Source organism: Lacibacter sp. H375 (genome assembly GCF_037892425.1).
Taxonomy (GTDB): Bacteria; Bacteroidota; Bacteroidia; order Chitinophagales; family Chitinophagaceae; genus Lacibacter.
On sequence record NZ_JBBKTT010000001.1, the window covers coordinates 703,734 to 714,957 of the forward strand.

The following is an 11,224-nucleotide window of genomic DNA, read 5'->3' on the forward strand; positions in this document are numbered from 1 at the left end:
GAAAGGACGAGTCTCATTTTTTATAATAAATCAGTTCAAGTTGTTCACCATCAAACGATGCATAGCTGAAATAACGTATCCAATCGCCGAGGTTTATATAACGGCTTTTATCAGAAAGACGAAAATCAATGGGCAGGTGTCTATGTCCAAACACAAAAAAATCAACTTTTTTTTGCTGCAACACCTCTTTGCTGTAAACTATGAGCCATTCATTGTCTTCGCCTAAGAACTTTTCTTCGGTTGCGCCTGTTTGTGCACGGCTTCTCCGGCTGAGATAATTGGCTAAGCCAACACCAACGTATGGCGGCAGAATACCAAAAAGCCATTGGCAAACAGGATTACGAAAAACCTTCTTCAGCATTTTATACCCATGATCGCCGGGACCTAATCCATCACCATGACCAATCAAAAATGATTTACCTGCAAACTCAAATTCCTTTGGTTCATGATAAACCGGGATGTTCAGTTCTTTCTGCAAATAATCGTTCATCCACATATCATGATTGCCAACAAAGAAATGAATCGGTATTCCTGCATCAGTTAACTCAGCCAGCTTTCCCAGCAATCGTACATAACCTTTGGGAACCACTGTGCGATATTCATACCAGAAATCAAACATATCACCCACAATAAAAATAACCGCAGCATTGTGTTTGATCTCATCTAAAAACTGAACGATCTTTTTTTCACGAACAAGACTCTGTTCATAGTTGGGTGCCCCCAAATGAAAATCGGAAAGAAAATATATTTTTTTACCGGGAGGAAGTTGCATCAAACAAATATAAAGAAGCTGCGGAACACCGTTGCTATTTTGCTTTTTGCCTCATGTATTCAAGCACATCGCCACTTTCAATAACAGGCTTATCTGTTACATCGCACTTATACCAATAGATCCACGCAGAAAACTCGCCATTATCAGTGTACACGGTTGTGAGTGCCCGTTCGTATAACTGCACTTCACCTTCTTCGGGATGCACTCCTTCATAATCATCTAACTGGCTGATGGCCCAGTCGAATTCATCGGGTGAATTGGCTTCATACAATTCGCCAATAATAAAATGATCATCTGTAGTTGGTAATGCGGCGGGATATTCACCAAGATCATACAACTTGCCTTTCACTTTTCCATCGGCAAGGTGCTTAAAGTAAGGAGCGATATATTGAAAAGCAGGGCCATGAAAACCTCTGCGTAAACTTCCGTAAACAAATATTAATTGTATGGCATTATTCATGCCTTAAAGATACAAAGTGCGGGGCACAAGGAATGAAAATCCAATGTCCAAATAGCAATATCCAAGAATAAAGAATCAGGGTGCAAGGCACAAGAGAAGAGACGAAAAGACATGAAAGAAAATCCACTAAGAAAAATCCAAATCCCAAATATCAAATTACCAATTCCTGAAACTCTATCCATCAATCAAAAACACATACACTTCCTTGGGACCATGCACACCCACCACCAAAGTTTTTTCAATATCAGCAGTACGGCTGGGGCCGGTTGCAAAACTGATGAAGGACGGCAACTGACCATTGTACTTTTCACGAAGTGCAAGCAATGCATCTTTGAGATCATACACTAACTGGCTGCTGTAAGCGATGCAAACATGAATAGGTGCATACACACTTGTAGTACGTCCACTTTCATTAGCTGTGCTCAATACCATTGTGCCCGTGCGACTCACCAATAATTCGCAAGTAGTTAAACTCACATCCGAATCGGCCAGGTTATTATGAAAATTGATCGCTAATTTTTGCTGTTTAAAAATGTCGATCAGCTTTTGCTCTCTGCAAACCACTTTATCCCATTTACGGGTGGCGGCCAAATGCAGGAGTTGATCAGCCATATCCTGCTCATCAGCACAAAATGCAAACCTGCCTTGTAGCTTAGTAAACTCCTGTGCAAACTGCACAGCCATATCATCAACCGGTGGTTGAAATACGCTGCTGTTTCCTTCACTATGGGGAAAAGGAACAGGCACCGGATGACTCAGTGCCTGTCTTATTTTTTTCAGAATATTTTCCTTTGCGGGAGAAATGCTCATACTGATTATAATGATTCTTTCAAGTCACGACCTTCCTTGTCAACATTTGCGGCATGCATCACCGGAACGTTATCTTCATCCAACAACTTCTTATGTTCAAACGGACGCTTACCGATCAATGCTTCCACATCACTTTGGAACAACACTTCTTTTTCCAATAAAGCCTTCGCCAGTTTTTCAACATCTTCCTTTTTCTCAGTAAGTAATGCCTTCGTGCGTAAATATGCAGAATCGATAAGCAAACGAACTTCGTTATCGATCATCTCTGCTGTTTTCTCGCTATAAGGTTTTGTGAATGTTTGTTCCTGGTTAGGATCGTAATAGCTGATGTTACCCAGCTTATCGTTCATACCGTACACGGTGATCATTGAATAAGCAATACGTGTGATCTGTTGCAGATCATTGCTTGCCCCTGTTGAAATTTTACCGAAGAAAATATCTTCACTTGCACGGCCGCCAAGGGTCATACAGATCTGATCGTTCAACTGTTCGATGTTATAGAGATACTGTTCTTTTGGTGTGTATTGCGCATAACCCAACGCAGCCGTTCCTCTTGGAACGATGGTTACTTTTAATAACGGGTAGGCATGTTCTAAATACCAACCGCATATTGCATGACCAGCTTCGTGGTAAGCAATGATCTCTTTTTCCTCGGGGCTGATGAGTTTGTTCTTCTTTTCCAAACCACCGATTACACGATCAATGGCATCCTGGAAATCGCTCATATCAACAGCCGCTTTTCCTTTACGTGCAGCGATCAATGCTGCTTCGTTACAAACGTTGGCAATATCTGCACCGGCAAAACCCGGTGTTTGTTCAGCCAGTTTATGAATATCGAGTGTTTCAGAAATTTTGATTGGTTTCAGATGCACTTTAAAGATCTGTTCACGACCTTTTACATCCGGACGGTCAATAGAGATTTGTCTGTCGAAACGACCCGGACGTAACAACGCAGGATCCAATACATCAGGACGGTTTGTTGCCGCAAGGATAATGATACCGGTATCGCCACCAAATCCATCCATTTCAACCAGCAACTGGTTCAATGTATTTTCACGTTCGTCGTTACTTACAATGGCGTTTCTTCCACGGGCACGACCAATTGCATCGATCTCATCAATGAAGATGATACAAGGTGCTTTTTCTCTTGCCTGTTTGAACAAATCACGCACACGGCTCGCACCCACACCCACAAACATTTCCACGAAATCGGAACCACTGATGCTGAAGAAAGGCACTTGCGCTTCACCCGCCATGGCTTTTGCTAGCAATGTTTTACCTGTACCGGGAGGGCCTACCAGCAATGCGCCTTTTGGAATTTTACCACCGAGTGCAGTGTATTTCTTAGGTTGTTTCAGGAAATCAACGATCTCCATCACTTCCACTTTTGCTTCATCTAAACCAGCCACATCCTGAAAGGTTACGTTTACTCTTGTTCCTTTTTCAAACAACTGGGCTTTTGATTTGCCGATATTGAAAATACCGCCACCACCGGGGCCAGCCCCGCCACCACTGTTCATCTTACGCATGAGTAAAACCCAAAGGCCTATCAATACAAGAATGGGAAGGAGTAAACTGATAAGAGGGCTTAACCAGTTCTCATCGGTACTGTAACTGGCAATCGGCTTACCAGTCACCGCTGTATTTGTGGTAATGATTTGCTGAATACGTTTATCAAACTCTTTATGATCTGCAACCGTAAACTCAAAGTTGAGCGGTTTGGTTTTATCGATCTTCACCTTAGCTTCTCTTGCTGTTACGATCTTAATGATAGCCGGATCGTTTGCTGCTTCCGTTTTAAGTGTAACCCTTACAACGTCCTTATTTCGTACAATGGTGTATTTCTCAACATAGCCTTTCATGAGCATGCTGTCCTCAAATACAACTTGTGAAGTGGGAATGGCGTCGGGTGTAATGCCACGGTATAGATTAAAGCCGATCAACACGGCAGCGATTAATGCATAGAGCCAGTAAATATTAAAACGAAACGGTTTACGTCCGTCTTTCTTATCACCGCCGCTATTGTCTGTATTATTTCCTTGGTTCAAACTCATCTTGTTGTTTTTTTCCCGTCTGTGGGATTTCAGATAGTATTACAAATAAATGGCTAAATGTTTCGGGTGCTTTGTTAATTTATTCCTGCGGCATTATTCATGGTCGGCAGCTGCAGCATCACTCCACATTTCTTCAAGCCGGTAAAATTTTCGTGTTTCGGGGTGAAAAATATGCACCACCACGTTTACATAATCCACCAATACCCATTGCAAGGCATTCATCCCTTCATGACGGTAAGGACCTTCGCCACATTCTTCTTTCACCAGGTATTCAACATGGTCGGCAATTGCTTTTACCTGTGTGGTACTGCTTGCTTCGCAGATGATGAAAAAATCTGAAACGGCTTCCGGTATCTTCCGCAAATCGAGGCTAATAACATTTTCACCCTTTTTTTCCTGGATGGCCCGAATGATCGTTTTAAATAATTTGCTGTTTCGGTTAATGCGTGCCGTAGTGCTTTTAGAATCCTTGCTCCGGTTATTTAAGAGAGATAAAGTACTCAATCGCTTGGTGGTTTAATGAATAAATCTGTTTTTTGCTAACGACGTTTCATCGCAGCTTTTTACTTTTTAATTTGTCCAAAATTAGTCAATCTTCAGTAACCATGCTTCCTAAAAAATCAGATAACTTATGGATTGAGCTTCCTTCAGTGGACAGTACCAACAACTATGCCATGGGGCTGATACATGAAGGACTGGCACAGCATGGTTTAACCGTTCGTACCGCCCACCAAACCAAGGGAAAAGGACAAAGAGGTAAAGTTTGGGAAACCGAACCCGGCGCCAACCTCAGTTTCTCCATTATTGTGAAACCTGGATTGCTTCTTACCCAAAGTTTTCAATTGCTGGCGGCTACTGCTTTGGCTGTGAGAGATGAATTGGAGAAAGTTTTAGGCGATGAAACAAAAATTAAATGGCCCAACGATCTTTACTGGCGTGACAGAAAGACAGGGGGAATTCTTATTGAAAACGTTGTTCGTGGCAGCCAATGGCAATGGGCCGTGATCGGCATTGGCATCAACGTCAATCAAACCGAATTCAAAGGGCTCAAAAATCCTGTTTCCATAAAACAAGTAACAGGAAAAGATTTTGATGTGCTTCAATTGGCGCATTGCATACAAAAAGCAGTTTTAAAGGAATGTGATCATCTGCAGCAGCAGGGCTTTGCCGGCATTTTTGAAACCTATAATCGTCAACTCTATAAACTGCAGCAACCCGTTCGGTTAAAGAAAGAAAGCCGCATTCTATCAACTAATGTGAAAGGGGTAAATTCAACAGGCCAGTTAATTACGGGCATTGATGTGGAAGAATGCTTTGATTTTGGCGAAGTGGAATGGCTTCTTTGAGATTTATTGAATTTTTAATGAGTTCATTTTTTCTAAGTCCTAACGGATGTTACCTTTGCGACTCTCGATAATCATCAGACTAAATTAAAATAATAACACATGAAAATTGCTGTAGCTAAAGGCGATGGAATAGGCCCGGAAATTATGGAAGCTGTATTATCCATTTTTGATGCCAACAAAGTTCCGTTGGAATATGAAACGGTGGATATGGGTAAATGGGTATTCGATAAAGGTTTCAACAACGGTATGACGCCGGAAGCCAAACAAACCATTGAAGCATTAGGTCTTCTTTTTAAAGGACCGATGGAAACCCCCAAAGGCAAAGGTGTAAAGAGTATTAATGTTACGGCACGCAAAACCTGGAATACTTACGCCAACAAACGTGATTTCCAAACACTGCATGGTGTTGATACAGTATTCAGCAAAGCCGGTATTCCAATCGACATTACGGTAGTTCGTGAAAATATTGAAGATACGTATGGCGGTATTGAGCACATGCTTACCCATGATGTGGCATTGAGCCGTCGTTTCATCACACGCCCCGGCAGTATGCAGGTAATCCGTTATGCGTTTGAAATGGCAAGGCAGAAAAATGCAAAACGGATTACCTGTGGTCATAAAGCAAACATCATGAAGATCACCGATGGATTGTTCCTTGAGTGTTTTCATGAAGTAGCGAAAGAATATCCTGAATTGAAAGCAGATGATATTATTGTAGATGACTTGTGTATGAAATTGGTTACACGACCCGATCTGTTTGATGTGGTGGTATTAACCAATCTGCAAGGTGATATTGTGAGTGATCTTTGTGCCGGTTTAGTTGGTGGTTTAGGTTTTGCACCAAGTGCAAATATTGGTGATCATATTTCCATTTTTGAAGCAGTGCATGGTACAGCACCAGATATTGCAGGAAAAAATATTGCAAACCCAACGGCTTTATTGTTGAGTGGTTTGGCCATGCTTCGTCATCTTGGTTTAACAGAAAATGCAGGATTGATTGAAAATGCATTGCTGTACACATTGGAGAATGGAATTCATACGGGTGATTTTGGTGATAAATCTATTCCTGCAGTAAATACTACACAGTTTGCAGAAGCTATCATTGGCAATTTTGGCAAGAAACCTCAAAGTGGCGGCAGGGAAATTATTCCTAATAAACCGGGCACTCCTACACCATTAAAATTGGAATATAATTCCATGATGGTATCAAAAGAAGGCGAAGCTGAAACCATTGTTGGTGTTGATCTGTTTATCGAAAGCGATGAACAACCAACAGCTATTGCTGAAAAATGTCAGCGCCATGCAGGTGTAAAGTTTAAATTAGTAAGCATCAGCAACCGTGGTACACAGGTTTGGCCAACAGGTTCTGTTTATACCAACTTAGTAAATCAATACAATGTACGTTTTGAAAGTATTGAAGATTATCCGCTGAATCAACAAGATGTAATTGGATTGTATGTGAGCATGAGCGGTAATTTCAAGATCTGTTCATTTGAATTACTGAATATGTGGGGCGATAAGAAAGCGTATAGTTTGGCGCAGGGGCAGTAACATACTAGTTTAAAGTATACATGAAAAAATATATCTTCACAGGGGTTCACATGAATCCCTGTTTTAATTTGAGACACCATGAAAAAAATATTCACCTCACTCCTTCTTTTGTTATGCTGCGTCGGCATTTATGGCCAAATAAAATTTGAACCCCTTACCTATGAAGAGGCATTGCAAAAAGCAAAGAAGAAGAAGAAAATTCTTTTTGTACAACTGCAAAGCCCAACCTGTGACCAATGTAACGAAGTAGGCACAAAAGGATTAAGCTCTTCTGATGTAAGTGACCTACTGAAGAAAGAATTTATTGCCGTTACATTCAAAGCAACTGACCCGGATTGGAAAGTTTTATCACGTCAGTACTTTTTAAGTTTTGGTAGCCTGTTCTTTAATTCATCAGGCGATCTTTTACATAAGTACACCGGCACATCTTCTTCTAGCTTAACCTATGTGAACGAAATAAAAAAAGCAACTGAAAAAAATTACGACTACGCCTATTTTCAAAACTTAGAAGAAGACTATAAGAAAGGTGAAAGAAGCCTTGAAAAAATTAAAGAGTTGATCCTATATAAAATCAAGTTTAATCAATCACATGATCAACTAACAACTATTTATCTTTCTTTATTACCTGATGATAGCTTGTACACCTCAAATAATGTTGCGTTCCTAATTAAAACATCTCCACTGCTAACATCAAGAGCCGACAGTGTGATGCGTAAAAATCAAATTATTTTCGATAGTTGTTGGAATACAAATCCACTTGCAGAAAGAATTCGTATTAATCAACTTATTATCAACAAATCGAGAATGCATGCCATCATCACAAAAAACAGTTCGTTCGCATACAAAGTAGCTGCATTCACCCGCAGTACTTACACTACAAATATTGACGAGGGGATAAAAGCAGGTGAAAAACAAATACTATACTTTTATCTTGGCGTAAAGGATACCTTTCGAATATATGCTCATGCACGTGCTTATGCTGACAGATTCCTTATGAACCAGTCAAAAGAAGACATAAAAAGGAACGACAGTTTGGAACTGGTTCGGTTGTTTGCAGAAACTAAATCTATTGTTGAAAAAACAACTGGCGGTTCTGTTGTAACAAAGAAAACAGTTGCACATCCGACAGTTGGTTCAAAGATTTCAGCAGAATTAAGAGAAATCAGTTTGATGATGCTAAATAGTACAAAAGACCCTGTGAAACTCGAAAAAACGCTTACGTACATTAACAGGGCCATTGAACTAAATGAGGATGGTAACTCTTACGAAGACAAAGCAAAAGTTCTCCAGAAATTAAATCGCATTGATGAAGCTATTAAAACACTGGAGTTTGCTCTTGACCGATTCCGTTCAAGAGGATTATCTGCCGACTGGCTTATCCCAAAAATTGAAGCATTAAAAAAAGGAGCCTTCCTTAATCAGGACACAAACAATTAGATAATTAATTATTTGCCGCACCTGCATCAATCCAGCAAATGATTGAATTCTTTTGAGCAGCAGTTAATGTGCCCGACTTTGGCATAGATCCACTCAACACAGCAGCTCTTATCTGAGTTTTTGCAGCACTGATCTGCGCATGGGTTGATAACTCACCAGGGCCATTTCCCGAACCTGAGTTATGACAGCCACTTACAGCACAACTCGACTGGATAATTGGCAATACGTTAGCAGAAAACTGTATGGCCGCACTTGTACAATTAGGAGTATAGGTAGTACCCCCACCTCCACCGCCATTATTACCTCCCGTTGTATCACCACCAGATTTTTTACAGGAATAAACAAAGCATAACGCTAACAGCGTTGAGCAAACTACAAGCCATTTCATATTGAATAATTTAAAAGTTATGATACCTATAACCTGATGAACGGCAGAACAGCTTAGATGGTTGCCTCTTCTATAACTTTTAAAAGTTGGTCAGTATGTTTTTTGGTGAGTACACGAGTAACAATACCGGTGATGATTCCTTTTTCGTTGATGACAAAACTTGTGCGCACTAGTCCGTCATATATTTTACCCATGAATTGTTTCTTGCCCCACACATCGTAGGCATTGATCACTGCATGATCTTCATCCGCAATTAGGCGATAAGGAAGATTATATTTTGTTTCAAACTTCTTGTGTTTCTCCACGCCGTCTTCACTGATGCCAATCAATTCAAAACCCATTTCTTTTAACATGCTGTAATTGTCACGCAGGTTGCAGGCTTCCTGTGTACAGCTCAGTGTATCATCTTCAGGATAAAAAAAGAGGATCAGTTTTTTACCTTTATATTCAGCAGAAGAAATTTTCTTACCGTCCTGGTCAACCCCTTTAAACGCAGGAGCTTTATCACCTACTCTTAACTTCGTTACATAATTCTTGAAAGGTTCTTTCTTTGCAGCTTTGGCCGTTGCTTTTACTGCTGCTTTTTTAAACACTGATTTCTTATTTGTTGCCATTATCTTTTTTTGAGAAAAACACGAATGCTTCTGATTTGTTCGAACAGGTAAGGAAATGTTCTTTTATTTTCTCGTAAACCTGATCACTCGTTCCGTAACATTTCCTGCTTCATCTTCCACTCTCAACTTGAGTTCATGTTCACCGGGCGGACAATGCTCATCAACCCTGTAACGAAATACGGGGCCAAGCCCACTGAACATTAACCATTCACCATCGAGCTCTGCACGAAAACTATAGATCGCTTTTTTATTATCTGCAACTGTACAGGTAATTGTTGATCCATTCCCAACTGTGCCACCATCAACCACACCTGCAACTGCAAGTGTGGGAGGCACTTCATCCACTTCCAGCCAAAATTCACCAAAGTCACGTGACTTCGCTTCGTACCATCCTTTTACAAACGCCGCTCTTTCCACAACCATTTTCCCTTTGGCGTTATGGATCATGATCACCCGATTGCGTGCACTTGCAGGAATTTCTTTGTTGGGCCTTATGCGAAATATCATTGAATCATGCGCAGGTATCAATGGCGAATGCATCACATGAATATTGGAATAAGCGGTAGCACTTGTTTTATAATTGTATACAAAACGGAAAGCATCATAAAAACTTTTTTCACTGCTCACCATTTGCACATCGGCCTGTTCAAAAACATTTATCTGGTTGGGTAGCATATACCTGCTGTCTTTCTGTATGTTGGCAGCTGGCGGTACCGTTGCAGAGCGTTTCAGATTAAACCGAAGTGTTGATGCATTATTGTTTGCATCCTTTACAACAATTTTTACCTGGTGAGTTACCGTATCATTCAGATGAATCAGCCCATCATCTTTTCTAAAATAAATCGGTAAGCGATCACCGGGCAGCGGAGACAAATGTTGATAGTAAGAGCCTCCATTTGTTTTTATACGATAATCAATATGTGCATTGAGGTAACGTGTTTGCAAATAATCAATGCCGTCAATCTGAAATCCACTGATGGGTTCTTCATCAACATAAACCACCGCTTCAAAAATTCCATTGGCATTCGGTACACCAGTAATACGATCGGTTGATACAATTGCAAATGAAACTGCTTCACTGCTTACTGTAATTGTACCACCAGCCACACTATACCCGCCGGCAGCACGTGTTAACATCATAGTTCTGGGTGTTTGCTCGTATGTACTTTTTGTGCGATCGTAAATTGCAAGTTTTGTTATATCAGGAGGCGTAACATCATGTACACGATGAAAGAGCAATGCATTCAAACACGCATCATCATCGGTTCTGCGGATCTCATAATGAACATGCGGACCTGCAGATGCACCTGTATTTCCACTGTAGGCCAAAAGTTCATTTTTCTTTACAGGGAATTCATTTTTTGCAAACTCTACATCTCCTTTCCAGCTTTGTTTTGCATACTGTCCTTCTTTCATGGCCTGCAAAACTTTTGTAGGAAACGTATTCATGTGACAATACAAAGTTGTATAACCATTTGGATGACCTACATAAATAGCATTACCAAAACCATTGGGATCTACTTTTACTTTTGAGATCCATCCATCTGCCGGTGCATATACGGGCAAATTTTCACGGCGAAGTGTAAACAGATCAAGCCCCATGTGAAAATGATTGGGCCGCATTTCTCCGAAATTTGCATTCAGTTTTAACGCAATATCCAGTGGATAACGAAAATAATTGGTTGGATAATTTTGCTGAGGAAACAATTGAGCAGATGCTACATGAAAAACAAAGAATGAAAAACAGAAACTGAAAAAGTGTTTGACCATGCGGCAAAAATAAGAAAGATGA

The 11,224-nt window shown here is 40.5% G+C and carries 11 protein-coding genes; 3 read left to right on the forward strand and 8 right to left on the reverse strand.

Annotated elements, in window-relative coordinates:
- Nucleotides 1-13: 13 nt before the first annotated feature.
- The 5 genes from WG954_RS03100 to rsfS form a co-directional block, all read right to left on the reverse strand.
- Nucleotides 14-772: a UDP-2,3-diacylglucosamine diphosphatase gene (locus WG954_RS03100; protein ID WP_340433565.1), complete on the reverse strand. Its 759-nt coding sequence runs from the start codon at nt 770-772 to the stop codon at nt 14-16.
- A gap of 34 nt (nt 773-806) precedes the next feature.
- Nucleotides 807-1,232 carry a gamma-glutamylcyclotransferase family protein gene (locus WG954_RS03105; protein ID WP_340433566.1) on the reverse strand — a complete coding sequence of 142 codons (426 nt, stop codon included), beginning with the start codon at nt 1,230-1,232 and terminating at the stop codon, nt 807-809.
- 174 nt (nt 1,233-1,406) lie between these two features.
- Nucleotides 1,407-2,042 carry a LutC/YkgG family protein gene (locus WG954_RS03110; RefSeq protein WP_340433567.1) on the reverse strand — a complete coding sequence of 212 codons (636 nt, stop codon included), beginning with the start codon at nt 2,040-2,042 and terminating at the stop codon, nt 1,407-1,409.
- Nucleotides 2,043-2,047: 5 nt separating this feature from the next.
- Nucleotides 2,048-4,096: an ATP-dependent zinc metalloprotease FtsH gene (gene ftsH, locus WG954_RS03115; protein ID WP_340433569.1), complete on the reverse strand. Its 2,049-nt coding sequence runs from the start codon at nt 4,094-4,096 to the stop codon at nt 2,048-2,050.
- Nucleotides 4,097-4,189: 93 nt separating this feature from the next.
- On the reverse strand, nt 4,190-4,600 hold the full coding sequence (rsfS, locus tag WG954_RS03120; RefSeq protein WP_340433572.1) for a ribosome silencing factor: 411 nt from the start codon (nt 4,598-4,600) through the stop codon (nt 4,190-4,192).
- Between the two features lie 101 nt (nt 4,601-4,701).
- Here rsfS and WG954_RS03125 point away from each other — a divergent pair, with 101 nt between their 5' ends.
- The 3 genes from WG954_RS03125 (at nt 4,702) to WG954_RS03135 (ending at nt 8,430) form a co-directional block, all read left to right on the forward strand.
- Nucleotides 4,702-5,442: a biotin--[acetyl-CoA-carboxylase] ligase gene (locus WG954_RS03125; protein WP_340433575.1), complete on the forward strand. Its 741-nt coding sequence runs from the start codon at nt 4,702-4,704 to the stop codon at nt 5,440-5,442.
- 99 nt (nt 5,443-5,541) lie between these two features.
- The gene (locus WG954_RS03130; protein WP_340433578.1) at nt 5,542-6,993 is read left to right on the forward strand and encodes an NADP-dependent isocitrate dehydrogenase; all 1,452 of its coding nucleotides are present in this window, start codon (nt 5,542-5,544) and stop codon (nt 6,991-6,993) included.
- Between the two features lie 78 nt (nt 6,994-7,071).
- Nucleotides 7,072-8,430 carry a thioredoxin family protein gene (locus tag WG954_RS03135; protein ID WP_340433581.1) on the forward strand — a complete coding sequence of 453 codons (1,359 nt, stop codon included), beginning with the start codon at nt 7,072-7,074 and terminating at the stop codon, nt 8,428-8,430.
- A gap of 4 nt (nt 8,431-8,434) precedes the next feature.
- Here the strand turns inward: WG954_RS03135 and WG954_RS03140 are convergent, their stop codons facing one another.
- The 3 genes from WG954_RS03140 to WG954_RS03150 form a co-directional block, all read right to left on the reverse strand.
- On the reverse strand, nt 8,435-8,818 hold the full coding sequence (locus tag WG954_RS03140) for a hypothetical protein (RefSeq protein ID WP_340433584.1): 384 nt from the start codon (nt 8,816-8,818) through the stop codon (nt 8,435-8,437).
- Between the two features lie 53 nt (nt 8,819-8,871).
- Complete coding sequence (gene bcp, locus WG954_RS03145; protein ID WP_340433586.1) at nt 8,872-9,432, reverse strand: thioredoxin-dependent thiol peroxidase; 561 nt, start codon at nt 9,430-9,432, stop codon at nt 8,872-8,874.
- A 63-nt stretch (nt 9,433-9,495) separates the two neighbouring features.
- Nucleotides 9,496-11,202: a M23 family metallopeptidase gene (locus WG954_RS03150; protein WP_340433588.1), complete on the reverse strand. Its 1,707-nt coding sequence runs from the start codon at nt 11,200-11,202 to the stop codon at nt 9,496-9,498.
- Nucleotides 11,203-11,224: the final 22 nt, after the last annotated feature.

Excerpts from the sequence above, each read along its gene's own strand:
- WG954_RS03100 (WP_340433565.1), bottom strand. The coding sequence starts at position 772 with ATGCAACTTCCTCCCGGTAAAAAAATATATTTTCTTTCCGATTTTCAT.
- WG954_RS03105 (WP_340433566.1), bottom strand. The coding sequence starts at position 1,232 with ATGAATAATGCCATACAATTAATATTTGTTTACGGAAGTTTACGCAGA.
- WG954_RS03110 (WP_340433567.1), bottom strand. The coding sequence starts at position 2,042 with ATGAGCATTTCTCCCGCAAAGGAAAATATTCTGAAAAAAATAAGACAG.
- ftsH (WP_340433569.1), bottom strand. The coding sequence starts at position 4,096 with ATGAGTTTGAACCAAGGAAATAATACAGACAATAGCGGCGGTGATAAG.
- WG954_RS03125 (WP_340433575.1), top strand. The coding sequence starts at position 4,702 with ATGCTTCCTAAAAAATCAGATAACTTATGGATTGAGCTTCCTTCAGTG.
- WG954_RS03130 (WP_340433578.1), top strand. The coding sequence starts at position 5,542 with ATGAAAATTGCTGTAGCTAAAGGCGATGGAATAGGCCCGGAAATTATG.
- WG954_RS03135 (WP_340433581.1), top strand. The coding sequence starts at position 7,072 with ATGAAAAAAATATTCACCTCACTCCTTCTTTTGTTATGCTGCGTCGGC.
- WG954_RS03140 (WP_340433584.1), bottom strand. The coding sequence starts at position 8,818 with ATGAAATGGCTTGTAGTTTGCTCAACGCTGTTAGCGTTATGCTTTGTT.
- bcp (WP_340433586.1), bottom strand. The coding sequence starts at position 9,432 with ATGGCAACAAATAAGAAATCAGTGTTTAAAAAAGCAGCAGTAAAAGCA.
- WG954_RS03150 (WP_340433588.1), bottom strand. The coding sequence starts at position 11,202 with ATGGTCAAACACTTTTTCAGTTTCTGTTTTTCATTCTTTGTTTTTCAT.